26 protein-coding genes are annotated in these 24206 nt (G+C 60.0%); 19 read left to right on the plus strand and 7 right to left on the minus strand.

Annotated elements, in window-relative coordinates; genetic code table 11:
• The first annotated feature begins 34 nt into the window (after nucleotides 1-34).
• The 5 genes from Q1A32_RS07625 to Q1A32_RS07645 are packed head-to-tail and all read left to right on the plus strand — an operon-like array spanning nucleotide 35 to nucleotide 2948.
• Nucleotides 35-403 (plus strand): hypothetical protein, encoded by a 369-nt coding sequence (locus Q1A32_RS07625; RefSeq protein ID WP_299651545.1) that lies wholly within the window; start codon nucleotides 35-37, stop codon nucleotides 401-403.
• Nucleotides 403-693 (plus strand): hypothetical protein, encoded by a 291-nt coding sequence (locus tag Q1A32_RS07630; protein WP_299651547.1) that lies wholly within the window; start codon nucleotides 403-405, stop codon nucleotides 691-693. Before Q1A32_RS07625 ends, Q1A32_RS07630 begins: the two co-directional genes overlap by 1 nt.
• The gene (locus Q1A32_RS07635; RefSeq protein WP_299651549.1) at nucleotides 690-2021 is read left to right on the plus strand and encodes a DUF6638 family protein; all 1332 of its coding nucleotides are present in this window, start codon (nucleotides 690-692) and stop codon (nucleotides 2019-2021) included. The genes Q1A32_RS07630 and Q1A32_RS07635 overlap by 4 nt, the downstream gene beginning before the upstream one ends.
• A gap of 4 nt (nucleotides 2022-2025) precedes the next feature.
• On the plus strand, nucleotides 2026-2289 hold the full coding sequence (locus tag Q1A32_RS07640; RefSeq protein ID WP_299607550.1) for a hypothetical protein: 264 nt from the start codon (nucleotides 2026-2028) through the stop codon (nucleotides 2287-2289).
• Between the two features lie 11 nt (nucleotides 2290-2300).
• Nucleotides 2301-2948 carry a DUF1523 family protein gene (locus Q1A32_RS07645; protein ID WP_299651551.1) on the plus strand — a complete coding sequence of 216 codons (648 nt, stop codon included), beginning with the start codon at nucleotides 2301-2303 and terminating at the stop codon, nucleotides 2946-2948.
• Between the two features lie 84 nt (nucleotides 2949-3032).
• Here the strand turns inward: Q1A32_RS07645 and Q1A32_RS07650 are convergent, their stop codons facing one another.
• Together Q1A32_RS07650 and Q1A32_RS07655 are read right to left on the minus strand one after the other, a co-directional pair.
• The gene (locus Q1A32_RS07650) at nucleotides 3033-4151 is read right to left on the minus strand and encodes a class I SAM-dependent RNA methyltransferase (RefSeq protein WP_299651553.1); all 1119 of its coding nucleotides are present in this window, start codon (nucleotides 4149-4151) and stop codon (nucleotides 3033-3035) included.
• Nucleotides 4152-4202: 51 nt separating this feature from the next.
• On the minus strand, nucleotides 4203-5780 hold the full coding sequence (locus Q1A32_RS07655; protein ID WP_299607543.1) for a DUF5928 domain-containing protein: 1578 nt from the start codon (nucleotides 5778-5780) through the stop codon (nucleotides 4203-4205).
• 140 nt (nucleotides 5781-5920) lie between these two features.
• Between Q1A32_RS07655 and Q1A32_RS07660 the strand changes: the two genes are divergently transcribed.
• From Q1A32_RS07660 to Q1A32_RS07670, 3 genes are all read left to right on the plus strand, one after another.
• Complete coding sequence (locus tag Q1A32_RS07660; protein WP_299651555.1) at nucleotides 5921-6739, plus strand: sulfotransferase family protein; 819 nt, start codon at nucleotides 5921-5923, stop codon at nucleotides 6737-6739.
• Nucleotides 6740-6861: 122 nt separating this feature from the next.
• Nucleotides 6862-7245: a hypothetical protein gene (locus Q1A32_RS07665; RefSeq protein WP_299651557.1), complete on the plus strand. Its 384-nt coding sequence runs from the start codon at nucleotides 6862-6864 to the stop codon at nucleotides 7243-7245.
• 42 nt (nucleotides 7246-7287) lie between these two features.
• Nucleotides 7288-8694, plus strand: a complete 1407-nt coding sequence (locus Q1A32_RS07670) for a PepSY domain-containing protein (RefSeq protein ID WP_299651559.1) — start codon at nucleotides 7288-7290, stop codon at nucleotides 8692-8694.
• Nucleotides 8695-8744: 50 nt separating this feature from the next.
• On the opposite strand, the gene Q1A32_RS07675 is transcribed toward Q1A32_RS07670, so the two are convergent.
• A complete protein-coding gene (locus tag Q1A32_RS07675; RefSeq protein WP_299651561.1) occupies nucleotides 8745-9416 on the minus strand; it encodes an SGNH/GDSL hydrolase family protein in 672 nt (223 codons plus the stop codon).
• Between the two features lie 114 nt (nucleotides 9417-9530).
• Here Q1A32_RS07675 and smpB point away from each other — a divergent pair, with 114 nt between their 5' ends.
• The 4 genes from smpB (at nucleotide 9531) to Q1A32_RS07695 (ending at nucleotide 12523) form a co-directional block, all read left to right on the plus strand.
• Complete coding sequence (smpB, locus tag Q1A32_RS07680; protein ID WP_299607533.1) at nucleotides 9531-10007, plus strand: SsrA-binding protein SmpB; 477 nt, start codon at nucleotides 9531-9533, stop codon at nucleotides 10005-10007.
• 128 nt (nucleotides 10008-10135) lie between these two features.
• The gene (gene sseA, locus Q1A32_RS07685; protein ID WP_299651563.1) at nucleotides 10136-10990 is read left to right on the plus strand and encodes a 3-mercaptopyruvate sulfurtransferase; all 855 of its coding nucleotides are present in this window, start codon (nucleotides 10136-10138) and stop codon (nucleotides 10988-10990) included.
• A complete protein-coding gene (locus Q1A32_RS07690; protein ID WP_299651565.1) occupies nucleotides 10990-12171 on the plus strand; it encodes an amino acid aminotransferase in 1182 nt (393 codons plus the stop codon). The genes sseA and Q1A32_RS07690 overlap by 1 nt, the downstream gene beginning before the upstream one ends.
• Nucleotides 12172-12196: 25 nt before the next feature.
• Nucleotides 12197-12523, plus strand: a complete 327-nt coding sequence (locus Q1A32_RS07695; protein ID WP_299651567.1) for a hypothetical protein — start codon at nucleotides 12197-12199, stop codon at nucleotides 12521-12523.
• A gap of 165 nt (nucleotides 12524-12688) precedes the next feature.
• Here Q1A32_RS07695 and Q1A32_RS07700 read toward each other — a convergent pair whose 3' ends face one another.
• Together Q1A32_RS07700 and Q1A32_RS07705 are read right to left on the minus strand one after the other, a co-directional pair.
• Nucleotides 12689-14002, minus strand: coding sequence for an ammonium transporter (locus tag Q1A32_RS07700; RefSeq protein ID WP_299651569.1), 1314 nt, complete (start codon nucleotides 14000-14002; stop codon nucleotides 12689-12691).
• A gap of 27 nt (nucleotides 14003-14029) precedes the next feature.
• The gene (locus tag Q1A32_RS07705) at nucleotides 14030-14368 is read right to left on the minus strand and encodes a P-II family nitrogen regulator (protein WP_299607522.1); all 339 of its coding nucleotides are present in this window, start codon (nucleotides 14366-14368) and stop codon (nucleotides 14030-14032) included.
• Nucleotides 14369-14620: 252 nt separating this feature from the next.
• Here Q1A32_RS07705 and Q1A32_RS07710 point away from each other — a divergent pair, with 252 nt between their 5' ends.
• Nucleotides 14621-16819: a transglycosylase domain-containing protein gene (locus Q1A32_RS07710; RefSeq protein WP_299651571.1), complete on the plus strand. Its 2199-nt coding sequence runs from the start codon at nucleotides 14621-14623 to the stop codon at nucleotides 16817-16819.
• Between the two features lie 5 nt (nucleotides 16820-16824).
• On the opposite strand, the gene Q1A32_RS07715 is transcribed toward Q1A32_RS07710, so the two are convergent.
• The gene (locus tag Q1A32_RS07715) at nucleotides 16825-17415 is read right to left on the minus strand and encodes a phospholipid-binding protein MlaC (protein ID WP_299607517.1); all 591 of its coding nucleotides are present in this window, start codon (nucleotides 17413-17415) and stop codon (nucleotides 16825-16827) included.
• A 2-nt stretch (nucleotides 17416-17417) separates the two neighbouring features.
• On the minus strand, nucleotides 17418-18179 hold the full coding sequence (locus tag Q1A32_RS07720) for a VacJ family lipoprotein (RefSeq protein WP_299651573.1): 762 nt from the start codon (nucleotides 18177-18179) through the stop codon (nucleotides 17418-17420).
• Between the two features lie 164 nt (nucleotides 18180-18343).
• Here Q1A32_RS07720 and Q1A32_RS07725 point away from each other — a divergent pair, with 164 nt between their 5' ends.
• The 6 genes from Q1A32_RS07725 to Q1A32_RS07750 all read left to right on the plus strand — a co-directional run bounded on the left by Q1A32_RS07725 (nucleotide 18344) and on the right by Q1A32_RS07750 (nucleotide 24203).
• Nucleotides 18344-20080 (plus strand): type I secretion system permease/ATPase, encoded by a 1737-nt coding sequence (locus tag Q1A32_RS07725; protein WP_299651575.1) that lies wholly within the window; start codon nucleotides 18344-18346, stop codon nucleotides 20078-20080.
• Nucleotides 20077-21378 (plus strand): HlyD family type I secretion periplasmic adaptor subunit, encoded by a 1302-nt coding sequence (locus Q1A32_RS07730; RefSeq protein ID WP_299651577.1) that lies wholly within the window; start codon nucleotides 20077-20079, stop codon nucleotides 21376-21378. Before Q1A32_RS07725 ends, Q1A32_RS07730 begins: the two co-directional genes overlap by 4 nt.
• A gap of 70 nt (nucleotides 21379-21448) precedes the next feature.
• A complete protein-coding gene (locus Q1A32_RS07735) occupies nucleotides 21449-21907 on the plus strand; it encodes a RidA family protein (RefSeq protein WP_299607509.1) in 459 nt (152 codons plus the stop codon).
• On the plus strand, nucleotides 21904-22671 hold the full coding sequence (locus Q1A32_RS07740; protein ID WP_299651579.1) for a glycerophosphodiester phosphodiesterase family protein: 768 nt from the start codon (nucleotides 21904-21906) through the stop codon (nucleotides 22669-22671). Before Q1A32_RS07735 ends, Q1A32_RS07740 begins: the two co-directional genes overlap by 4 nt.
• Before the next feature lie 51 nt (nucleotides 22672-22722).
• A complete protein-coding gene (locus Q1A32_RS07745) occupies nucleotides 22723-23910 on the plus strand; it encodes a GNAT family N-acetyltransferase (RefSeq protein WP_299652829.1) in 1188 nt (395 codons plus the stop codon).
• Nucleotides 23907-24203 carry a 4a-hydroxytetrahydrobiopterin dehydratase gene (locus Q1A32_RS07750; RefSeq protein ID WP_299652832.1) on the plus strand — a complete coding sequence of 99 codons (297 nt, stop codon included), beginning with the start codon at nucleotides 23907-23909 and terminating at the stop codon, nucleotides 24201-24203. The genes Q1A32_RS07745 and Q1A32_RS07750 overlap by 4 nt, the downstream gene beginning before the upstream one ends.
• The last annotated feature ends 3 nt before the right edge of the window (nucleotides 24204-24206 follow it).

Consider the following 24206-nt stretch of genomic DNA (forward strand, 5'->3'; position numbering starts at 1 on the left):
CAGGCCGTTCAGGCATTGTGTGCGAGGCTTGAAAATGACCCCCGACACCATCACACTTTGGAACACTGGCCTGCCGCTTGGCATCGCAGGTGCGTTGGGTTGGTGCGTGCCGCGTTTCATCGCCCCGTCCGACACGCGATCACACATAAAGGTGGCCATTGCGATGGCCGCCTCAGCCGTTGTGCTGATCCTTGTCTCTGCAGGTTTGTTCGCTGCCCTTCAACCCGGCAAGTTCGCACGCACTGCTCAAGCTGGCGGTCTTTTTCTGGCCATCGAAATCGCTATCCGTGGCTCACTTCTTTTTGCAGTCGCATGGGGCCCGATCATGCTTATGTGCTGGCTCAATATGGCCCAGCGTGTCGAGGCATGGCGGGGCAAAGACCTTGCAGAAAAGGAAAGCTGATGCTGCTGATCCTCATAACCGTCGCCGCCGTGATACTCGGCAGCCTCCTTCCGCTCCGGCGCGCGCTCTTGGGCTTTCTCGCCGCTGTAGCGCTCCTGTTCCTCGTCCAAGCGGCCATCCACACCGCGATGGGCTTCGAAGGCACGTCGCTGTCGGAGACCATGCTGCTCTTCAACAACTCATGGGGTGCCTATCTGGGCTACAACGTCCAGATTACCTTCCGCGCCTTTGCGCTGCCGCTGCTGGCGCTCGCAACCCCGCTCATCTTCCGCATGGGGCGTGCGCCATGATCCGCCTCATCCAGCGTGGTCTGATGTTTGGCAATCTCTTTCACGTGGCCTCGCCCGCGCTGGTCGAACGTTACAACCGCGCGCTTGAACACCTGACGGGCAAGCGCACGGCGCTCACCGATTTCTACATCGACATCTCTGGCTATTCGCCCGAGGTGGGCAATGAGCTGGGCGATCCGCTTTACCTGAACCACAACGGGGTCAATCGGCAGTTCATTCTGCTCAGCACCGAACAGCGCAAATGTCCGTTGCTGGATGCAAGTTTTTCCACCTCGCAGGGCATTCTGAAACGGTTCATCGCGGAAAATGAGGCAGCGCTGTTTGCCCTGACCGCCCGCGATGCGGTGGCGGGGGAGTTGGTGAACTCGGTCTACGATATCTCGCATCCTGCGCGGCTCTTTGACCTGCGCGCCATCACGGTCGAGGCGGACACGACCCGGGGCACGGTGCGTAATGCGGCCACGCTGGCGTGCAAGGTGGACACGTTTCTGAGCGAGGACGACGCGTGGTTCGATGATGTTCTGATCAGTGAAATGATCCAGCTTGCGGGGCAAACCGGCGACGTGACGCGCAACCCGGTCAAGCTGAAGCCGCTGACGGTGGAGAAGGGCAATTTCTGGACGTCCCATTTCGGTGGGCTTTACATCTTCCAGACGCTCGACCATCCGGCGACCATCGCGGCCGGGGACAAGCCGCAGGACGTGCCCACCAAATACACCTTTGATCTGACCGAACGAAACCGGATTGCCAAGTTCCTGGAGTTCAACGATCTGGTGGAGCCGGTGGTCAAGGCGCGCGGCATCGACGGGGCGGCGATCCTGCGTCAGAAAATGGATTTCATCCTTGTGTCAGCCGTGACCGAAGCGGGTGTGGACCTTGCAGGGACCACACGCCGCGACATGCGGATGCTGGCGCGCCAACACGCGCACCTGCTGCCAGATGAATTCCGCGGACTGGCCGATCTGGTCAACTGGGCCGAACATGGCGGCGCTTGGCCGCGCATCAGCTCGGAACATCCGGCCTATTTCTATACGTTGCGGGCTGCCGACACGCCGGATGCGGACCTTGTGAACATGTTGCTGGCCGAGCTTTGCCCACGTGACGCGCGCCAGCTGTTCATCTGCCACAAGCAGGCGTTCTATGCCGCCTATGCCACATGGTCCGAGGCGAAGAAGGAATATGTCGCGCAGTATCTCGAAGCCGAGTACAAGGCCGACAAGGTGGGGGCGCGGGCAGCACTGTTCGGGCACGATGCCCCCATGGAGCCCGATGTCAAACCTCGCGATATGATCGCACGCGTGGGACCTTGGGGCGCAGTGAGGAGGTAAGGATATGGCCATCGCCAGACTGTTTCTGATCGCCTTCGTGGTGCTGACGGTGATCTATATCTCGCTGTCATTCTACTCGCGCGCGCGTGCCCGTGACCGGCTGGAGGCTGAATGGGATCAAGGCGACAAACCCGGCCCGCGCGAGGCTTATGTCAAACACGGGCTGACGGATTACGACGGATCGCTCAGGCGCAAACTGATCCTCGGGGTGTATATCGTCCCCATGGCGCTTGTGTGCCTGATCATCTACCTAGTGAACTTCGCCTGAAGGGGACCCACATGCGTTACATCGGCTGGACACTTCTGATTGCCTTCTGGGTCGTGGCGGGTGCCTTCCTGCACTACTCGCTGCCGCAGCGCGACATCGTGCGCATCGTGCGCGTATTCGAGGAGCGCCAGGACCTGAACGACTGGACACGTATCTTCTGGTCGCGCCCCGACGAACAATCCGACACGCTGATCAACCGCGATGTGCAGTTCCTCCAGACCGTGCGCGCGAATGGCAATCCCATGGTTTACCGGAACGAGGACACAGGCTGGAGCTGGCCGCCGTATTTCAAGTTCGACACCTCGAACCTGTTCACCGAAGCCGCCGATGCAGTTTCGACCCGGGCGGCCCCCGAGTGGTACGTGATCACCCATTATGGCTGGCGGAACGAATTTCTGACGATCTTTCCCAATGCGATTTCGCTCCGGCCCATTGAGGGGCCGGACGCATCCAAAGGCATTCCGTGGGTCAACATCATCGTACTGACACTCATTGCGGCGATCTTCTATGCGATCTGGGTCCGCTGGCGCAGATTCCGCAGGGCAAGAATCGATCCGCGTCTGGAAGAGATCCAAGACAGTTGGGACGCTGCAGGTGAAGCAGTGTCGCAAAGGCGCGGGCGCATCCGGCGCTGGCTTGATACGTGGAAATCCAAATAGGGCGGATCAAGATCCGCTTTACAGTTGAAGCGGTGGAGTAAGGCGGATCTTGATCCGCCACGCTGGGCGCAGGGCACCTGCGCCTTACGTCAAAGCTGCGGTACGCCATAGTTTCACCCGCAACCCACCATGGGCGATGCTGGGACCCTCGGGCAAGAACGGCAGGCCGGTGGCTTTGGCCAGCGATGCTTCGCTGGTCACGATACCCACGCGCCAGCCGGAGAACCGCTCGGCCAGCACTTGGCCCAAGCGGCCATAGACGGGGTAAAGCGCCTTCTTGTTACCAATCCGCGCACCGTATGGCGGGTTCACTATGACCAGTCCGGGTGGGCCATCCGGCGGCAGGATGTCCCCCGCACTGCACTGATCGAACTGGACCAAATCGCTAACGCCGGCCCGCGCGGCATTGCCTCGGGCCATCGCGATCACACCCTGGTCACGGTCCGACCCAGTAAGGCGCACCTGTGGTGCGCCCCGCCGCTCAGATGTCCGCACCGCGGCCACAGCATCCGGGTCAAACCCCACCAGTTGCTCAAAGGCAAAGCTGCGCGCCCGACCTGCTTGCAGCCCTGCCGCCACTTCGGCGGCTTCAGTGACAAATGTGCCTGACCCGCACATGGGATCAAACACAGGCTCCGACCCGTCATATCCGCATTGGCGCAGAAACAAGGCGGCCAGGGTTTCGCGCATGGGGGCTTTGCCCACGGCTTCCTTGTGCCCGCGCTTGTGCAGAGGCTCGCCCGATGTATCGACGCTTATGGTGACCCGGTTGTCGTCAATGCGCACCTTCAGAACCACCGGAGCGTCCGAGGCGATGGTCATGACCGCACTTTCCACCAAAGCAGTCTCGATCCGTTTGGTCGCGGCGCCCGCGTGGTAGATCTTGGACTTGCGCGACGTCGCAACCTCTACCTTTACCGGCACATCCGGGCGGAGCACGTCAGCCCACGGAAATTTGCGCGCGCGCTTGTCGAGTTGGGCGAGATGAAAGGCCATGAAGGACCCAACGCGCCACAGCACGCGCGTTGCCCCACGCAGTTCCAGATTGGCGCGCCACACGTCCGGCCACCCTCCGGCCATGCTGACCCCACCGGGCATCACATCACGGACATCAAACCCAAAGCCGCGCGCCTCTTCCGCCAGAGTGGTTTCCATTCCGGGCAGGGTAATTGCGAAAATGGGGGCAGGGATATCCTCGGACATGCCCGCGTCTATAGGGACCCACGCCGCCCGGCGCGACCACAAATGACGAACTCAGTCGGCATAGAGGTAATCGACGGTCGCGATCTCGCGCGCCTTCTCGGTGGGCACCGTCAGAAAGCGGGAAAGGGCATTGGCGTTGTCTTCGATGTCCGCCTCCTCCCGCATCCGATCCAGATGTTCGAAATCAGCGTCCCGAATGCGATCGGATTCAAAGATCATGTCGTTGCGGATTGTGGGCAGCAGGCGTTCCAGCGTTTCCGGGCTGGTCTGCTCCCCGGCCAAGCCCACGCGCATGGCGTGACCGATCAAGTAGTCATCCGAAAACGAACATTGAATTTCCAGCATTCGAGTGATCGACCGATCTCCCGCGAAGTCCTGCAACAGATCCAGATTGCCGGGATCCATGCACACGATCAGCTTGTCGGTCTCGTAATAGTCGAAAAGCATCCGCATTAGGGCACGGCGGTGGCGCGTGCGCTTTTCCAACGTGTTCTGGATACCGCCCAGATCGGGCAGGGGCGTGTGTTCTTCGTTGAACAAGTATTCGATGGCGGGCACGTTGGTCATCACGCGGATACGTTCAAGCAACCGCTTGGCCACGTGCCACTTCTTGCAAATGATGATCAACAGCTCTCGATTTCGGCCGAGCGTGCTCTCGGTCTCCCAGAATCGCGTGGCGAAACGGCGGCCAATCCGCCCGCGCCCCGTCAGAAACTTGAACAGGCTGGCGCCCTCGTTCGATATCTGAAACGGCACGTTTTCGGCGGCATACAGCAGACCCAAACGGCGTTTCAAATCGCGGGCTTCTGGACTGATCTTGCGGGCGAACAGGAAATCCTGGCTCAACAACAGATCATAGTGATCGTCATAGAAGGTCACCGGCATCCCATAGTCGGTAAACATCAGGAAGGTCAGCGTGCGCGTGCGAATCTCATCCTCTGGAACGACATGGCGCACGATGGTTTGAAAGAATGTCTCGTCCGGAATCCAGGTGGTGCGAAAAAAGCGCATCACGTCGCGGCGCTGGCGGGTGAAATCCAGCACCCACTCAATTGTACGACGGCGCAAACACCACCATTGGCTGCCGATCTGTACCTGAATGTCAGCCGGTATCTCGCGCTTGAAGCCAAAGCGTTGCTGCAGGTGGTAGCTCGCATAGAAACGACGCTTTTGCGTGCGTTCATTGAAGAAGTGGCGGTAGATCAACCGCTCTTCCTTCATGCCTGTCTTGATCCAGTCGCTCTCGAAATAGTCCAGGCTCTCGATAAAATCGGCGTCATTGTCGTCTAGAAACTGGTGGGTGTACTCAGCTGATTTGATGGCCATGCAATCGCCTGAAAGCATGTAGAAATGTGTGGCGCGCGGGAACGCTTCAACCGCACTTTCCACGGCGTGCAGAGTCGCCTGTACAAGGCTCCACTCACCCCATCCACAGCGGATACGTTTATGGGCAAACACCACATTCGAATTGTCCTTGAGCGCTGCACGTATCTCCGCAAAGGCGGCGCTGCTGGCGCGCGCATCGAAGTGAATGGACATGTAGTCGCCCGCGGCCGTCAGCCGTTCCGCCTGCTTGATGATGGCATCCGGGTCCTTGTGACACAGCAGGATGTAGGCGATTCTTGCCATTCAGGAAACTTTACTGCCTCTTAGCGTATGATTGTTTACGGTGATAAAGCTAAGGAGAGATTGAATAAACAGGATTTATTTGCTTTTTTGCGCCACAACGCGAACGGCAAGGGTCGCAATCGGTAAAAAGGGCGAGTGGTATGGGATTTCCCGGCACCTGGATGACGGAAAGTGAAAGCGTGGTGTACCGCGTGGTGCCGAAATGCGCCTGCTCGACCATCGGGCAGATCATGTTCTATTCCGACCACGGCGAATTCTTCGACGGCGACATCCATGACGCGCAAGGTGGCATGCACAAATGGGCGCTTGAGGCGAGCCAGCCGATCATCACCGACAACGTGAAAACTCACGGCTCGTACTCCTTCACCTGCGTGCGCAACCCCTACACCCGCATCCTGTCATCCTTCTTTGACAAGATCTGCGGCATCCAGCGCAATGGCAAACGCTACCGCGGCAACCTCGTGCCGCTGCTCATCCAGAAATACGGGATCGAGGTGGGCGGCGACGATGGCAAGCAGGAATTCGACCAGATCAAGTCGTTCCGCCGATTTCTTCTGTTTGCCCGCGACACCATTCGCTGGCGCCGCCCGATGGAGCCTGACATCCACTGGTCCGCTATGTCCGGCCACGTCAGCACGTTCATCGTGAACGGAGGCCGCTATGACAAGATCATCTGGACCGAGAAATTCAATGAGGGCATGGAGCAGGTGATGCAAGCGGTTGAAACCCCGCACGCCATCGACATTGCAGGCATCCCGCGCTTCAACGAAAGCGAAGGGCACGGTCCGAAACGCGCACATCCGGTCGAGGACTACTTCGACGATCTGTCGATGCATCTGGTCTATGAAATCTACAAGCGCGATTTCGAAGTGTTCAAATATGACTTCGAAGACCCTTCAAACAAGATGCCCATTGGTGAGATCGACCTTGACGAAGTGCACAAGAAACTTGGCGACTGACCAAACACGCCGCGCTCGTTCCTGTTCCTGACAAATCCTTCCTGAGAGGCTGGGCAGCGACGCGCTGCCACGTCGCAGTTAAGGCTGTGGCGGAGGGGTTTTTTCTCGTCTAAATTGAGAGCATGCGCGCAGTTGCTCCAAACCGGTCCTCTGGAACGGCCCAACGGGCCACGCGCGCCCTGTTCACGCTGATCTTCACCCTGTTTTCCCTGATCGCGCCGGGTGCCATGCCCGAAGCGAATGCGGGCGGCATCACCATGGTGATCTGCACCGGGCTTGAAACCACAACCGTCACACTGGATGCCGAAGGCAACCCGGTCGAGGCGCAGCATCAGCTCTGCGACTGGGCGGGCCAGACCGCACTTGATAGTCTCCCGGACACGGCCTTCCGTGCCGAAGCGGCCCAGATCACGGTCTTTGCGCCCAACCTTACCCGCATTTCTACGGCGTTGGCACAGCATCGCCCCGACCGCACCAGGCCAAGGGGACCACCCACGCCGCTCTGACAGACCCAATCCAACACATTGATCTGACAGAGGAATATTTCCATGGTCTCAATCGACCCGACACAAGCGCCCGCACGGGCGCAAGACGCAACTGCGTCCTCCAAACTCTATCGCGCCGCGTGGCGATGGCATTTTTACGCCGGGCTCTACGTCATCCCGTTCTTCGCAATGCTGGCAATCACCGGGATGGCAATGCTTTGGATCGCGTTCCTTGACGGGCGCGACGGTGACCGCATCCCGGTTGTCCCGCAAGGGATCGCCCTCGCAATCTCGCAACAGGCCGATGCCGCCGTGGCCGCCGTTCCGGACGGCGTGGTACGCCAATACGTGGCCCCGCGCAGCGCTGACCGCGCTGCCATTTTCCGTGTGGACGTAGACGAGACCGCCACCATGGTTGCCATCGACCCCTACACAGGTGCCGTCCTGGAAACCTTCCCCCGCCGCTCCGGCTGGTACGACTTTGCGGACAATGTGCATGGCAGTCTCATGCTGGGCGTCACCGGCGATCGGATGATCGAAATTGCCGCCTCGCTTGGCATGGTCCTGATCGCCACGGGTCTGTATATGTGGTGGCCCCGAGGTGCGGGCTGGCGGGCGGCACTGATACCTGCCTTGGGACGTGGGCGCAGCGCGTGGAAATCTTTGCACGGGGTCTTCGGTATCTGGATCTCGGTCTTCCTGTTCTTCTTCCTCATCTCGGGCCTTGCTTGGGCTGGCATCTGGGGCGGCAAGATGGTTCAGGCCTGGAGCCAGTTTCCCGCCGAGAAATGGGACAATGTTCCCTTGTCCGACGACACCCATGCCGCAATGAACCACGGCCCCAAGGAAGTGCCGTGGGCGCTGGAGCAAACACCCATGCCCGCGTCGGGCAGTCAGGCCGGGATCACGGGCTTGCCGGACGGCATGGCCGTGACGCTGGACAGTGTGGACATGCTGGCACGTCAGATCGGGTTCGACGCACGGTATCAGTTGAACGTGCCCGGCGGGGCTGATGGGGTCTGGACCCTGTCGCGCGACAGCATGAGCAATGACAGCGAAAACCCTATGGCCGACCGGACCACGCATGTTGATCAGTACACGGGCAAGATCCTGGCCGATGTGAAATTCGCGGACTATTCGCTTGCGGGCAAGGCCATGGCTGTGGGCATCGCGCTGCACATGGGCACGCTGGGATTGTGGAGCGTGCTGGCCAACACAATCGTCTGTCTGGCCGTGCTGTTCCTGTCGCTGTCAGGCGTGGTGATGTGGTGGAAACGGCGCCCCGCCGGTGGTCTACGGTTGGCCGCACCCGCGCTGCCGCGCAACATGCCGCTGTGGCAGGGGGCCGTGCTTGTCGGGCTTGCGGTGTCGCTTGCCTTCCCGATGGCTGGCATCACTCTGTTGACCGTTCTGCTGCTCGACTGGCTGATCCTGTCACGCATTCCGATATTGAAACGGGCGTTTTCCTGACATTTCGCGCGCGCCTTGGCTCAGCTCGGGGCGCGCGCTTGGAACCCACTTCAGCGAATCGCGGCGGCAATCCGCGCAGCTATGGCGGCACTGCCCTTGGGCGAGGGATGGATTCGGTCCCCGTCGTGAAAGCTCAGATCACCGTAAGGTACAACATCGGCCACAGAGACAAAGGTCACGCCGTCGTCGCGTGCTGCCATAAGATCCAAGCGGGTCTCGTATTGTTCACCCCATGTACGGCAGTGATCGATGATCGATGGCTGACCCGGCGTACGGAGATAACCGACAAACACCACCCGCGCGCCATCTGCCCGTGCCCGCTTTACCATGTCGGCCACGGTCCCGGCGGACCCGTCCTTTGAAATCAATCGATCCAGTTGTGCTTCGCACTTACGGCAGCCACAGCCCAGCCACAGGTCATTGCCACCGCCGTTCATCACAACCCAATCCCACGGGCCAGACACGTATTGCGCCCCGATCCGCACACCCAGGCTGCCGCTGATGGGCAAAACATAGTGATACCGCGCGCCCACCACGGACCGGTCAACAACCTGCGCGCCCAAACGTTTTTCCAGCTCCGCGACAACGGATCGGTTGGATCCGGCATTCCAAGCCAGCATGCTGTCGCCAGTCGCAATGATCCGTGCAACCCCGTTCGGCGGCACTGGCTCCGTGCATCCGATCAGGGTTACGCACGCCAACAGGATCAACCACACCCGCATCTCTCTTCTCCGTTTCTTGCCCTTGCGGCGACCCTATCCGTACAATCGCCAAGATTCCATGAACCCCGACGCACCTCTTGCCTGCACCAGTCCAACCCCCTACATCCACCGTCCATGGCCCAAGGTAAATCAGACCCCAACTACAAGGTGGCCGCCGAAAATCGGCGCGCCCGCTTTGACTATGCAATCGAGGATGACCTCGAATGCGGTATCGTGCTGGAAGGGTCCGAGGTTAAATCCCTGCGGGCGGGCGGGGCCAACATTGCCGAAAGCTACGCGCATGTGGACAATGGTGAGTTGTGGTTGGTGAACAGCTATATCGCGCCTTACGATCAGGCAAAGTCGTTCAAACATGACGAGCGTCGCCCCCGCAAGTTGTTGGTGTCGCGCAAGGAACTGTCCAACCTTTGGAATGCCACCCAACGCAAGGGCATGACGCTTGTACCTCTCGTACTTTACTTCAACCACAAGGGCATGGCGAAGCTGAAGATCGGCATCGCAAAGGGCAAGAAGCTGCACGACAAGCGCGACACTTCGGCCAAGCGCGACTGGGGTCGCCAGAAACAGCGCCTGCTCAAGGAACGTGGCTGACCCTGCCCACCTGTAGATCGACCCTTCGGGCCGGATTTTTTGGAATAGGGAAGGGTGGACCACCCTTGAACGGCGCGTCGCACGGCGTTACCCAAGGGCGTTTTTGGCCACTCGAAGGGACTCACCCCATGTCAGACGATCCACGCACCCTTGTTTCGACCGACTGGCTGGCGGCGCATCTCAAGGACCCTGACCTGCGGTTGCTTGACGCGTCTTGGTATTTGCCTGACGCCGGTCGCGACGCAAAGGCCGAATACGAAGCGGCCCATATCCCCGGAACACGCTTCTTTGATATCGACGACGTCAGCGACGCACGTTCAGATTTGCCGCATATGGCCCCGCCACCCGAGAAGTTCATGTCCCGCATGCGTGCGATGGGCGTGGGTGACGGGCATCAGGTCGTTGTCTATGATGGCAACGGCTTGCTGAGTGCTGCGCGCGTTTGGTGGTTGTTCCGCCTTATGGGCCACCGCGATGTGGCCGTGCTGGATGGCGGTTTTCCCAAGTGGCAAGCCGAAGGTCGTGCTGTCGAAGATATGGCGCCCATCATCAAGGACCGGCACTTGACAGCGCGGTTCCAGAACCACCTTGTTCGAGATGTCACCCAAGTGAGCCAGGCTTCCAAATTGGGTACGACGCAAGTGGTCGATGCCCGGGCCGCTGCCCGCTTCAAGGGCGAAGCATCTGAACCGCGTGAAGGAATGCGCCCCGGCCACATCCCCGGCTCACGCAACGTGCCCTACGACACATTGCTGAACGCAGACAAAACGATGAAATCACCGCAGGACACTCGCGCCATTTTTGAAGCCGCCGGCGTGGACCTCGACAAACCTATCATCACCAGCTGCGGGTCAGGCATCACTGCTGCCATCCTGTCGCTGGCATTGGACCGCATGGGCCACGACAGTTGGGCCCTTTACGACGGCAGTTGGGCCGAATGGGGCATGTCGCTCATGGTCCCCGTCGCCACAGGAGACGCCTGATGTTTGAACACCTGACCGCGCAGAAACCCGACGGCATCCTGATGCTGATGCAGATGTACCGCGAAGACCCGCGCACCGACAAAGTCGACCTTGGCGTCGGCGTCTACAAGGACGCATCCGGCAACACGCCGATCATGCGCGCGATCAAGGCCGCTGAACACAAGCTGTGGGAGGCGCAGGACACCAAATCTTACGTGGGCCTTGCCGGTGCGCCTGACTTCAACGACGCGATGGTCAATCTGGTGCTGGGCGATGCGGTGCCACGTGCTGCGGTCAACTCGGTCGCCACCCCCGGCGGCACCGGGGCAGTGCGCCAGGCCTTCGAACTGGTCAAGATGGCCAACCCGGATGCACGCGTATTCGTGTCCGACCCTACCTGGCCCAACCACCTGTCCATCCTCGACTACCTTGGCATGGAAAAGGTGATGTACCGCTATTTCGATGATGACACGCGGGGCGTGGATTTCGACGGCATGATCGCGGACCTGAAGACGGCAAAAAAGGGCGACCTGATCCTGTTGCACGGCTGCTGCCACAACCCCACCGGTGCCAACCTGACGGGCCCGCAATGGGATGAGGTGATCAAGGTCCTGCACGAAACGGGCGCAACCCCGATGATCGACATCGCGTATCAAGGATTTGGCGACGGTCTGGACGCGGACGCCGCTGGCACGCGCAAGGTCGCGGCGGCGGTGCCGGAATGCCTGATTGCGGCCAGCTGCTCAAAAAATTTCGGCATCTACCGCGAGCGCACTGGCATCCTGATGCTGGTGGCGGGTGGCACGGACAAGGCGATTGCGCAGGGCACGCTCAACTTCCTCAACCGTCAGAACTACTCCTTCCCGCCGGACCACGGTGCGCGGCTGGTGACGATGATCCTGAACGACGACGCCCTGCGCGCCGATTGGCAGGCAGAGCTGGAAGACATGCGCATAGGCATGCTCAGCTTGCGCGAACAGCTCGCCAAGGAACTGGAGACCCGCTCCGGCTCCAACCGCTTCGGCTTTCTGGCCCAGCACCGCGGCATGTTCTCACGCCTTGGGGCCGCCCCCGAAAACGTGGTGAAGATGCGCGAAGACAGTGGCATTTACATGGTCGGAGACAGCCGCATGAACATCGCGGGCCTGAAAGCGCAAACCATTCCGATCCTGGCAGACGCCATTGTCAAAGCGGGCGTCTGATCAAAACCGGAAGCGCGACAACGTGGTGGCCCATCACCTGATCGAGATGGCGGAACGCGCGGGGCTCGCAGGTCCTGCGTTTGAACAAGCGCTCAGTCACCCGGCAGTGCGCGGCGCTATCCTTGCACGTCTTGAAGACTACGCCGACAGCGCCACGAGCAACATAGAAACGCGTAGTGTCTTCCTCTATCACATCGCCAACACGGCAAAGGCTTGGGCACCCCTGCTTGAGACAGAGGATCTTGCAAACATCGCGAACCAATTGCGCGGGGCGGAGGTGCTCAAGGGGCAGTCTTCCGTGCATTGGAGGGCAGGCGAAACCTTTGGTGAACAAGCCTGGTGGCCAAGCTGAACCTTCTCACCGCGCGTAAGACCACGCGGTGCAGATTTCTTCATCTTGCCAAATAAACTCCCCCCGGAGGGTCGGTCTGGAGCAGGCGATACCTGACCATTAAATCAAAAAAAGACCGGGCGCGAACGCCCGGTCAGTTGGTTCTCTAGCTAAGGGGAAGGAGCCTTAGCCTTTTGAGAATTCCGGATAGGCTTCCATGCCCAGCTCGGACATATCGAGGCCGTTGATCTCGTCCTCTTCGCTGACGCGGATACCCATGACGGTTTTGAGAACAAACCATACGATCAGCGACGCCACGAAGGTAAACACACCGTAGGCGATGATGCCCATCAGCTGCGTGCCAAGGTTCGCGTCACTGTTGTAAAAGACCACCGCGATGGTGCCCCAGATGCCTGCAAACAGGTGAACCGGGATTGCACCGACCACATCGTCGATCTTCAGCTTGTCGAGCAGTGGCACGGTGAAGACCACGATCACGCCACCGATGGCACCGATCCAAAGCGCACCAAAGAGCGATGGGGCCAGAGGTTCGGCCGTAATGGAGACCAAACCAGCAAGCGCGCCGTTCAGCACCATCGTAAGGTCGGGCTTTTTGTACAGCAGCTGAGTCAGGATCAGAGCCGTCACAGCACCGGCAGCGGCGGCCATGTTGGTGTTGGCAAAGATGCGGCTCACGTCGCTGACGTCACCCACGGTTCCCATCGCCAGCTGCGAACCGCCGTTGAAACCAAACCAACCCAGCCACAGGATGAACGTCCCCAAAGTCGCAAGGGCAAGGTTCGAACCGGGCATGGGGTTCACGCGACCGTCCTTGTACTTGCCTAGGCGCGGGCCCAGCACAATGGCACCGGCCAGAGCGGCCCAGCCACCCACAGAGTGCACGACTGTCGAACCGGCAAAGTCCTGGAACCCTGCAGCGTCCAGCCAACCTGCGCCCCATTTCCAGGAACCGGAAATCGGATACATGAAGCCTGTCAGAACGACGACGAAGATCAGGAAGGGCCACAGCTTGATGCGCTCGGCCAGTGCGCCCGATACGATGGATGCCGTTGCAGCCACAAACACCAGCTGGAAAAAGAAGTCCGACCCGATGGACGCATAATCCAGCGCCGCCTTTTCTGCCGCAACGCCAACGGGATCAAGCACGGTGGGCACAAAGAAGCTGCCGATATAGCCGTTAAATTCGCCCGGATACATCAGGTTAAAGCCAACAAGCCAATACATGATCGCGGCAATGGAATAGAGCGCGATGTTCTTGGTCATCTGCATGGTCACGTTCTTGGAACGCACCAGCCCGCCTTCCAGCATGGCAAAACCTGCGGCCATGAAGAAAACCAGAAAGCCCGCCATGCAGAACAGCAGGGTGGTCATGATGTAGGGGCCGATTTCGTCAAAGCCCGGGGCGGCATCCTGCGCCAGCGCCAGCGTCGGCAGGGCGGTCAGACCCGCACCAACTACAAGAGATTTCGTGAGTTTCATTGTTCCGTTTTTCCCTATGACTGGCGCTCAGATGGCGTCTTCGTTGGTTTCACCGGTGCGCACGCGCACGGCTTGGCTGACGTCGAGAACAAAGATCTTGCCGTCCCCGATCTTGCCCGTCTGGGCGGTTTTGGTGATGGTTTCGACGATCTGGTCGGCCATTGAGGCAGCAACCACGATCTCGATCTTGACCTTGGGCACGAAGTTCACCGCGTATTCTGCGCCGCGATAGATTTCCGTGTGACCCGATTGAGAGCCGAAGCCCTTGATTTCCGTGACCATCATGCCGCGCACACCGGCCTCGGTCAGCGCTTCGCGAACCTCCTCCAGCTTGAACGGCTTGATCGTTGCAATGATGAGTTTCACCACATGTCCCCTTACGTTGGCAGGTTGTCCTGCGATACGTGTGGGAAAAGAGAGCATCGGGCGAAGCGGGCAAAGATTTCACCCGCGCAAAGACCGCGCATGCAGTGGGTATGTGCATAAAAAATGCGCAAAACGACGTGACAGCTTAAAAATTTAGCATATCAGAATCGTGAACGCCGCGTGCGCTAGGCGTGGCAAAGCGCGTCAAACACGATAAAGTGGCACAAACAAAAGGCCGGGCAGGGGTCGAGTATGAGTGATTCAAAAAAGGGCAAACGACCCTTGGTGGCCGACCGTCGCTACCCCAAGAAGGCTGCGAAAAAGCCCGTCAAAAAGGTTGCGCGCAAGGGACCGGCCAAGCGTCGCAGGGCTCCGATCAAGAAACCATCTCGCAACATTTTTGTCCGCTTGTTCCGTTGGGTGCTGCGCCTTGTCTGGTGGGTCACGTGGCGCGTCGGACTAACCGTCACGGCAGGCATTGCACTTGCAGTGGGATACTTCTGGACCACGCTGCCGGATGTAAACGAATTGCTTGATGGCCGTGCGCGCGGGTCCGTCACATTGCTGGACCGCGAGGGCGAACGCTTTGCATGGCGTGGCGATCAGTTCGGTGGGGCGGTAATGGCCTCGACCGTGGCGCCCGGTCTAAAAAATGCGGTGATTGCCACCGAAGACAAACGGTTTTACCGCCATTTCGGCGTTAGCCCGCGTGGTATGGCCGGGGCCATACGTATCAATCTGAGCGAAGGGCGTGGGCCGTTGCAGGGCCATGGCGGCTCGACCATCACTCAGCAGACAGCCAAGCTCTTGTGCCTCGGTGTTGAATACGACCCCAGTGAATGGAAATCCGAAGCAGCTTATGTTGCTGATTGCCGTCGCGGATCAATCCAGCGCAAGGCCAAGGAAGCCATCTATGCCATGGCGATGGAGGCGAAGTATTCCAAGGACGAGATCCTGTCGATCTACCTCAACCGCGCCTATATGGGCGGCGGTGCTTACGGGGCCGAGGCCGCCGCACAGCGCTATTTCGGCAAGCCCGCCGCCGGTCTCACGCCTGCCGAAGGCGCGATGATTGCAGGCCTTCTGACAGCGCCGTCGCGTATGGCGCCGACATCCAACCTGCAACGCTCGCAGGACCGGGCAGCCACCGTGCTGCGCCTGATGGGCGATCAGGGTTATCTGTCTGGTGCCGAAGTGACCCAATGGCAGCAGAACCCGGCAACGTTATCGCCCGCCGCGCGGCGCAAGGCCGGTGGCTATTTCGCGGATTGGGTCATGTCGACCGGTCCGGAGTTTTTCACCCGCAACACCACCGAAGACGTGATCATCCGCACCACGCTTGACCAGCGCCTGCAACGCGCCGCGGAGGAGGCGCTGAAACAGGTCTTCGACACCAAGGTACGCGAAGGTTCTAAAGCCCAGGCCGCAATTGTGGTGATGAGCGCGGACGGAGCCGTGCGCGCGATGGTGGGCGGCCGCGAAACGCGCGTATCGGGTGTATTCAACCGGGCCATCCAGGCGGAACGGCAGACCGGTTCCGCGTTCAAGCCCTTTGTTTATGCAGCCGCACTTGAACTTGGCTACTCTCCGCTCGATACGGTGGATGACAGCCCCATGACCATCGATATTCCCGGGTCTGGGCCGTGGTCCCCACGCAACTACACCAACACTTATTCAGGCAGGGTGACGCTGACACAAGCCTTGGCGCAATCACTGAACATTCCGGCTGTCAAAGTGTCCGAAAGTGTAGGCCGCGATCTGGTGCGACGGGTGGCGACAGACTTTGGCATCGACAACGAAATGGCCAATGGTCCGGCCCTGGCGCTCGGGGCATCGGAAAGCACGCTGCTCGATATGACCGGGGCTTACGCGGGCATTCTGAATGGCGGGTCATCGGTTACGCCTTACGGGCTGATTGACCTGCGCCTGCAGGGGGATGATGAGCCCTTAATGGGCACCGGCGGTGGCATTGGCGAACGTGTGGTTCAGGACAGTGCGGCGGCGCAACTGATCTGGATGATGGAAAAGGTCGTTAGCGAGGGCACCGGTGGGCGGGCCCAGTTCGGCGGCCGCGAAATTGCAGGCAAGACCGGCACCACGCAGGCCGCGCGGGACGCATGGTTCGTGGGCTTCACTGCTGATTATGTGGCGGGTGTCTGGATGGGCTACGACGACAACACGCCGCTGACAGGGGTGACAGGCGGCGGCCTGCCGGCCGAGATCTGGCGCGAAACAATGGTACGTGTGCACGAAGGCGTGCCAGCAAAGCCGTTGCCGATGCAAGCCCCTGCGGGCGCATCACGCCCCGAACCTGCCCCGGCAGCACCAAGGCAAAGACGCGAAGTCCCCCGTACCACCGAAGGTTTGATTGAAATGCTGGTGCGGGACATTCTGGGCGGAGGCAGTGCCCCCACCCGCCCGAATGACCGTATTCCCGGCGAAAGCCGCTAGCGGGTTCAGCCCACTTTGCGCAGGTCAGAGATCATCGCGTCGATACTGCCGCCATTGCGGTCAATCAATGCACCCACCTCGGTACGTTCGGTGAGCAGAAGGTTCACGCCTTCGATGAACATGTTGAAAAACAGGTCACGACCAGAACGGTTGGACACATGAAACGTCACAGCAAACGGTGATTCACCGCGCAAAAAGGCCGTTGTTTCAACTTCGAACCAGTTCTTGACCTTACGCACGCCTTTGACTTCCAGTCGACCGCCGATGAACTCGCGGAAACGACGCCCGTATTTGCGCGCAATGTAACCTTGAAAGGCGTCCGAGAAGGCGCGTTTTTGCGCGTTGCTGGCCCGGCGACCGTCAACACCCATTGCATATGCGGCGATGTAGGATGTGTCGCTGTACCGGGCAAAGATACGTTCAAAATCGCGGAACATGGCGTTTTCGCCTTTGCCGGAGGCAATGACACCGTTGATGTCACCGACAAGCGAATTGATCAGACGCTCTGCCCCGGCTTCATTCAGAGCAAAGGCAGGCAGCGCAGGAACGAAGGCTGCAAAGCTGGTGGCTGTCGCTAGAAAATGGCGTCGTATCATCATTAAAACCCCTCAGTGTCCAAGGCAAACGGGTCAATCTCGCTTCCGGTTCCCCCATCGCCCAATTCAAAGCGCCGATTCTGCAGCCAGATCAGGCGTGCCTGGGCATAGCTGTCAGCACTTTCATATAGGATCGAATCCACCGTGTCGGAAAATCTGCCACGTCGCGATAGGCCAGAAGCCGCCGCTGCGACAGTGCCGTAGTACTGTTCTGGGCTGTCGACTGCATAGCTGAGCGGGTTGGTGAACAGATCGACCACCTTGCCTGTGGCATTGCGCGCGGTCGATGGGCCCAGAACGGGCAACTCGACATATGCGCCTTCACCCACACCCCAGACAAACAATGTCTCGCCGAAATCGGTGTCATGGCGCGGCACGTCAAAGTCGGATGCCACGTCAAACAGGCCAAAGATGCCCAGAACGGAATTGGTCACAAAGCGCACCGTTGAAATGCCGGCCCCCCGCAAATCGCCCTGCAACAGGCTGTTGACGGTCACCGACGGCTCGCCAAGGTTGCGCGCAAAGTTGCTTATGCTGTCCTCGATCTCGTCCGGCAGCACAGTTGAGTAGCCAACGGCAGCCGGACGCACGATGGCACGGTCCAGCCCACGGTTGAACTCGTGAACACGGCGGTTTTGCGCCTCATAGGGATCATTTATCCCCTCGGGTTGTAGCGAACGCGGCTCAGTTGTGGCACAGGCAGCCAACGATCCGACGGCAAGCAACAGAACGGCAGCACGCCGCACTCGGTAAAAAAGAGACAATGTAAATCTCCGTTGGATATTCCTAGGAACGTAATTAATACGGTTATTCTAAATGCCCATAGCGCCGCATGTGGAACCTTGCACATGTGACACTTGCGTGACAGGCAGAATACGCCATCGTGTAAGAAAACAAAACAGAGCAGTGAGCAAGCGAAAAGGTGCAGATGCAGAATGATCTGACGAAACGGGGACAGGCCGAATTGCGAGCCGTTCGTCGCAAGAGCCGAGGGCTGTATTGGGCTGTCGGCCTTTTCAGCCTTTTTGCTAACCTTTTGATGCTCACCGGGCCTATGTACATGCTGCAGGTCTATGACCGTGTGCTTGGCAGCCGGAGCGAGGAAACGCTGATCGCGCTGTCGCTTCTGGTCGTGTTTCTCTACGGCATCATGGGCCTTCTCGATTTCACACGTGGTCGGATCATGGCCCGCGTCGGTGCGCGGTTTCAGAACGATCTGGATCGGCGGGTATTTGATGCCGTTGTGCGGAAATCCGCCATCGCTCCAGACATGCGGACCCAGACGGGGCTCGCTGATCTCGAAGCGGTGCAGCGGTTCATCACATCTCCTGTTTTCATGGCATTTTTCGATCTGCCATGGACACCGATCTTCATTCTGGCGATCTTCATGTTCCATCCGTGGCTCGGTATTCTGGCCCTGGTTGGGGGTGGACTTCTGATTGTGATTGCACTGGCCAACCAACTGCTGTCCCGTCTGCCGCAGATGCGGGCGGGTCAGGCCGGACAAGTGGCCTCCTCCATGTCGGACCAACTGCGGCTTGAGGCCGAGATGGTGCAGGCCATGGGCATGCGGGACGCGGCCTTTGACCGCTGGCAAAACGCACGCGGCAAGGCGCTTGATGAGCAGATCAAGGCGACGGACATTGGCGGTGGCTTCACGTCGCTGACCAAGACATTGCGCCTGTTCCTCCAAAGCGCGATGCTCGGTCTGGGTGCTTATCTGGTGCTGCAAAACGAGATGACGCCGGGCGCGATGATCGCGGGTTCCATCCTGCTGGGTCGCGCGTTGGCGCCGATCGAGTTGATGCTGACCCAATGGCCGGTGGTTCAACGTGCGATCAAGGGCTGGACTGCGCTTAGCGAACTTCTGGGCGCTGTGGCACCCGAACCCGCACGTACAGCCCTTCCGAAACCAAAGGCGCGGCTTGTTGCCAAAAGCCTGACAGTTGTCCCGCCGGGCGAAAAAGCAGCTGCATTGCGCGGTTTGAATTTCGATCTGCCACCGGGCCACGCGATGGGCGTGATCGGCCCGTCAGGTGCGGGCAAATCGACATTGGCGCGTTGCTTGACGGGTGTTTGGCGGCCGGCTGGTGGTTCCATCCGTCTGGATGCAGCGGCGCTGGATCAATATGAACCGGATGTATTGGGTCAACATATCGGTTACCTGCCGCAAAGGGTGCAGCTGTTTGACGGAACAATCGCCGAAAACATCGCGCGCTTGTCGACGTCACCTGACGACAACAAGGTCGTGGCCGCCGCACAGAAGGCAGACGCGCATGAAATGATCCTCGAATTGCCTGACGGATACGACACGCGCATTGATGCAGGTCAGCAGCGACTGTCGGGTGGCCAGGTGCAACGGATTGGGCTGGCGCGCGCGTTGTACGATGATCCGGTGATCCTTGTACTGGATGAGCCCAACTCGAACCTCGACAACGAAGGCACGCAGGCCCTGAACCAGGCGATCCGGGCGGGCAAAGCGGACGGGCGTTCCGTCATCATCATGGCACACCGGCCTGCCGCGATTCAGGAATGCGACTTGCTGCTGGTGATCGACGGCGGCGTGCGCACAGCGTTCGGCCCTAAAGACGAAGTGCTGAAATCAATGGTCAAGAACCACGAACAGATCAAACGTGCACCCGCGGGCGCAGGGGGAGTGACATGAGCAAGAAGCGCTGGTCCGCGACGACCCCGGTTGTCATCGGCTTTTTCGGCCTCTTTGGTCTGCTCGGCGGTCTCGTGGCTTGGGCGACAATGACGGAAATCTCCGGCGCCGTGATTGCCTCCGGTCGGATCGAAGTGGACCAGAACCGACAGATTGTTCAGCACTCAACCGGCGGGATCGTGTCCGAGATCGCTGTCCAAGAAGGCGACAGTGTTGCGGCGGGTGACCTGTTGATCCAGCTTGATGTGAAGCAAATGCAATCCAGCCTCGCCATTGTCGAAGGTCAGCTTTACGAATTCATGGCCCGCCGCGGCAGGCTCGAAGCGGAACGCGACGAAAAGGACGAGATCACATTCGAAGAAGACCTGATCGCTGTCGCCACGACATGGCCGGACGTGCAGGAATTGATCACCGGGCAGGAAAACCTGTTCCATGCCCGGCGTGAATCTGTCGCACGTCAGACGGAACAGCTTGCTGAACGTGCGGCGCAGACCCGCAACCAGATCAAGGGGATCGAAGCGCAGGAACGCTCGCTCGCCCGTCAGCTCGAATTGATCGAACAGGAACTTGAAGCACAGGAAAGCCTGTTCGAACGCGGCCTCGTTCCCGCCTCGGGCGTGCTTGCGCTGCAACGGCAGCAAGCCTCGCTTGATGGGCAGATCGGGGAGCTTGCTGCGTCAAAGGCACAGTCGCAACAACGCATCACCGAGATCGAGATTGAAGTGCTTCGCCTTACGTCGCAACAGCGCGAGGAAGCGATCACGCGCCTGCGGGACCTGCGCTCCCGCGAGTTGGAACTGATCGAACAGCGTCAGGCATTGCTGACGGATATTGAGCGGATGGAAATCCGTGCGCCTGTTTCTGGCATCGTCTACAACATGCGGGTCCAGACCATGCGCTCTGTCGTGCGGGCCGCCGATCCCGTCCTGTTCCTGATCCCGCAGGACCGCCCATTGGTAATTGCCGCCCGTGTCGATCCGATCCACATCGACCAGATCGTGACCGGACAGTCCGTAAACCTGCGGTTCTCCGCGCTTGATCAACGGACAACACCCGAACTGGTTGGTGAGGTGGCGCTTGTCTCTGCCGATGCGTTTGAGGACGAGAATGTAGGCGCCAGTTTTTATCGCGCTGAAATTGTTCTGAACCCCGGCGAGATCGAAAAACTGAACGAGGGGCAGGTGTTGGTGCCAGGCATGCCGGTGGAGGCATTTATTCGCACCGCTGACCGCTCGCCCCTGACCTATTTGATCAAGCCGGTGGCGGACTACTTCAACCGCGCGTTCCGCGAATCCTGACATCGGCTCTTTTCAGGCGCGCGCGGGCGGTCTAGCGTCCGCGCAAACCCCTGAACCGGAGAGTACCCCCATGTCCATCGAAGCCCGCCTTGCCGACCTCGGCGTGACCCTGCCCGACGCGCCCGCACCGGCCGCCAACTACGTGCCCTTCGTGCAGGTGGGCGACATCGTCTACATCTCGGGCCAGATTTCCAACGGCCCCGATGGTCTGATCACCGGCAAGCTGGGCGCGGATATGGAGGTCGAGGCCGGGGCTGCCGCCGCAAAAACCTGTGCGATCAGCCTTCTGGCTCAGGTCAAGGCCGCGTGCGGTGGCGATCTGGATCGTCTCGTGCGCGTCGTCAAGCTGACGGGTTTCGTGAACTCGACAGCAGATTTCACCAACCAGCCGCAGGTCATCAACGGTGCATCTGACTTTTTGGTCGAAGCGCTTGGCGACGCAGGTCGCCACAGCCGCTCTGCCGTGTCGGCTGCGGCCCTGCCGCTGGGCGTCGCGGTCGAGATCGAAGGCATCTTCCAGATCAAATGACGCCACGCCTACCTGCCGCCTTTCTTGGTGCACCCCTCGCGCATCGCGCTCTGCATGACGTGACGGATGGTCGTCCGGAAAACAGCCGCGCGGCGATCCGCGCGGCGATCAAACACGGCTACGGGATCGAGATTGACGTGCAACTCAGCGCCGACAATCAGGCGATGGTGTTTCATGACTACGCATTGGACCGGTTGGCGCACGGCACGGGTCCAGTGCGCGTTGTCCCCGCGGGGACACTTTCAGAGACCCCGCTCAAAGGCGGCGACGAGGGCATCCCGATACTGACCGAAGTGCTGACACTCGTGGCAGGCCAGGTCCCCCTGCTGATTGAGATCAAGGATCAGGACGGCGCGATGGGCGACGCCATTGGCCCGCTCGAACAAGCCACGGCAGATGCACTGCAAGGCTACGCAGGCCCTGTGGCACTGATGTCTTTCAACCCGCACAGCGTTGCCCGCATGGGCGAACTGTGCCCCGACATCCCGCGCGGCATCGTCACCAGTTCCTACAAGGCCGCCGACTGGCCGCTGAACGATGAAACCCGCGATCACCTGCGCACCATCCCCGATTTCGACCGCGTTGGCGCGTCCTTCATCAGCCACGAGATCACGGACCTCGACCGCCCCCGCGTCGCGGACCTCAAGGCCAAGGGCGCAAACATCCTGTGCTGGACGGTCAAATCGCCCGAACAAGAAGCACAGGCGCGGCAAGTCGCGCAAAATATCACCTTCGAAGGCTACCTCGCCCCGCATCCCGGTTGATCCGCGCCGGACGTGACACACATGTCTTATCAAGAGCAGGGGAAGGCACAGGTGTCTGAACAAGAAATAGAAATTCGTGTGGTGCCAAGCCTGTCCCAGATCCCGGAGGCCGAATGGGATGCCTGCGCCTGCCCCGAAGCGGCGCAGGGCGGCAGGTCCAATGACCCGTTTACCACGCACCGTTTCCTGAAGGCGCTGGAGGACAGCAATTCGGTGGGCGCAGGCACCGGATGGCAGCCGCAATACTTGCAAGCCGTGGCAGACGGTCAGACCATCGGTTTCGCGCCGATGTACGCCAAGAACCACAGCCAAGGCGAATACATCTTTGACCACAATTGGGCGCACGCGTTCGAGCGGGCAGGCGGGCGTTATTATCCAAAGCTACAGATCGCCGTGCCGCATACGCCCGCCACGGGCCGCAGGTTCCTGACGCACCCTGATTTCCGCGAGTTGGGCATGCGCGGCCTGATCTCGGGCGCGGTACAATTGGCCGAAAACAACAACCTCAGCTCGCTGCACGTGACCTTTTGCACAGAAGAGGAACGCGACTTCGGCGCGGACCTTGGCCTCATGCCCCGCGCAACACAGCAATTCCACTGGTTGAACGACGGATACGCGTCCTTCGACGATTTCCTCGCCACTCTGTCCAGCCGCAAGCGCAAGAACATCCGCAAGGAGCGTAAGCAGGCTCAGGAGTTTGGTGGCACGATCCACGTGCTGACGGGCGATGATCTGCGGCCAGAACACTGGGACGCGTTCTGGCGCTTTTACCAGGACACCGGCGCGCGCAAGTGGGGCACGCCGTACCTCACCCGCCGCTTCTTTGACATTGCACACGAGACGATGGCCGATGATATGGCGCTGGTGCTGGCCGAACGCGAAGGTCGCTATGTGGCGGGCGCGTTGAACTTTTTTGGCGCACAGGCGTTATATGGCCGGTACTGGGGCTGCACGGAACACCATCCCTGCCTGCATTTCGAGCTGTGCTATTATCAGGCCATCGACATCGCGATCCAGCACGGATTGCAACGGGTCGAGGCAGGGGCACAGGGCGAACACAAGCTGGCACGGGGATATTTGCCAACACAGACTCACAGCCTGCACTGGATCGGGGACGCGGGCTTTGCCGATGCCGTCGCCCGTTACCTCGAAGCCGAGCGTGAGGCGGTGGAAGAGGAAATAGAAATTCTCACGGATTACGGGCCCTTCAAAAAGGTCCAGATCGAGGAACAGGAATAATGGAAAAGCTCAGCGACGAGACACGCGGCACCCTTCTGGACCCGCTGTTTGCAACCGGATGGGCCATGACGGACGGGCGCGACGCCATCCACAAGACGTTCGAGTTCAAGGATTTCGTGGATGCCTTCGCATGGATGACCCGCGCCGCCATCTGGGCCGAGAAATGGGACCATCATCCAGAGTGGTTCAATGTCTACAAGCGTGTCGAAGTGACACTGACGACCCATGATGTGGGTGGACTGAGCACGCTGGATGTGAAACTGGCCCGCAAACTCGACAGCCTGACGGACTAAATC

This window comes from uncultured Tateyamaria sp. (assembly GCF_947503415.1).
Lineage (GTDB): Bacteria > Pseudomonadota > Alphaproteobacteria > Rhodobacterales > Rhodobacteraceae > Tateyamaria.

Bases quoted from the DNA above. Each gene is read 5' to 3' on its own strand.
- Q1A32_RS07625 (WP_299651545.1), top strand. From the start codon at position 35: ATGACCCCCGACACCATCACACTTTGGAACACTGGCCTGCCGCTTGGC.
- Q1A32_RS07630 (WP_299651547.1), top strand. From the start codon at position 403: ATGCTGCTGATCCTCATAACCGTCGCCGCCGTGATACTCGGCAGCCTC.
- Q1A32_RS07635 (WP_299651549.1), top strand. From the start codon at position 690: ATGATCCGCCTCATCCAGCGTGGTCTGATGTTTGGCAATCTCTTTCAC.
- Q1A32_RS07640 (WP_299607550.1), top strand. From the start codon at position 2,026: ATGGCCATCGCCAGACTGTTTCTGATCGCCTTCGTGGTGCTGACGGTG.
- Q1A32_RS07645 (WP_299651551.1), top strand. From the start codon at position 2,301: ATGCGTTACATCGGCTGGACACTTCTGATTGCCTTCTGGGTCGTGGCG.
- Q1A32_RS07650 (WP_299651553.1), bottom strand. From the start codon at position 4,151: ATGTCCGAGGATATCCCTGCCCCCATTTTCGCAATTACCCTGCCCGGA.
- Q1A32_RS07655 (WP_299607543.1), bottom strand. From the start codon at position 5,780: ATGGCAAGAATCGCCTACATCCTGCTGTGTCACAAGGACCCGGATGCC.
- Q1A32_RS07660 (WP_299651555.1), top strand. From the start codon at position 5,921: ATGGGATTTCCCGGCACCTGGATGACGGAAAGTGAAAGCGTGGTGTAC.
- Q1A32_RS07665 (WP_299651557.1), top strand. From the start codon at position 6,862: ATGCGCGCAGTTGCTCCAAACCGGTCCTCTGGAACGGCCCAACGGGCC.
- Q1A32_RS07670 (WP_299651559.1), top strand. From the start codon at position 7,288: ATGGTCTCAATCGACCCGACACAAGCGCCCGCACGGGCGCAAGACGCA.
- Q1A32_RS07675 (WP_299651561.1), bottom strand. From the start codon at position 9,416: ATGCGGGTGTGGTTGATCCTGTTGGCGTGCGTAACCCTGATCGGATGC.
- smpB (WP_299607533.1), top strand. From the start codon at position 9,531: ATGGCCCAAGGTAAATCAGACCCCAACTACAAGGTGGCCGCCGAAAAT.
- sseA (WP_299651563.1), top strand. From the start codon at position 10,136: ATGTCAGACGATCCACGCACCCTTGTTTCGACCGACTGGCTGGCGGCG.
- Q1A32_RS07690 (WP_299651565.1), top strand. From the start codon at position 10,990: ATGTTTGAACACCTGACCGCGCAGAAACCCGACGGCATCCTGATGCTG.
- Q1A32_RS07700 (WP_299651569.1), bottom strand. From the start codon at position 14,002: ATGAAACTCACGAAATCTCTTGTAGTTGGTGCGGGTCTGACCGCCCTG.
- Q1A32_RS07710 (WP_299651571.1), top strand. From the start codon at position 14,621: ATGAGTGATTCAAAAAAGGGCAAACGACCCTTGGTGGCCGACCGTCGC.
- Q1A32_RS07715 (WP_299607517.1), bottom strand. From the start codon at position 17,415: ATGATACGACGCCATTTTCTAGCGACAGCCACCAGCTTTGCAGCCTTC.
- Q1A32_RS07725 (WP_299651575.1), top strand. From the start codon at position 18,344: ATGCAGAATGATCTGACGAAACGGGGACAGGCCGAATTGCGAGCCGTT.
- Q1A32_RS07730 (WP_299651577.1), top strand. From the start codon at position 20,077: ATGAGCAAGAAGCGCTGGTCCGCGACGACCCCGGTTGTCATCGGCTTT.
- Q1A32_RS07735 (WP_299607509.1), top strand. From the start codon at position 21,449: ATGTCCATCGAAGCCCGCCTTGCCGACCTCGGCGTGACCCTGCCCGAC.
- Q1A32_RS07740 (WP_299651579.1), top strand. From the start codon at position 21,904: ATGACGCCACGCCTACCTGCCGCCTTTCTTGGTGCACCCCTCGCGCAT.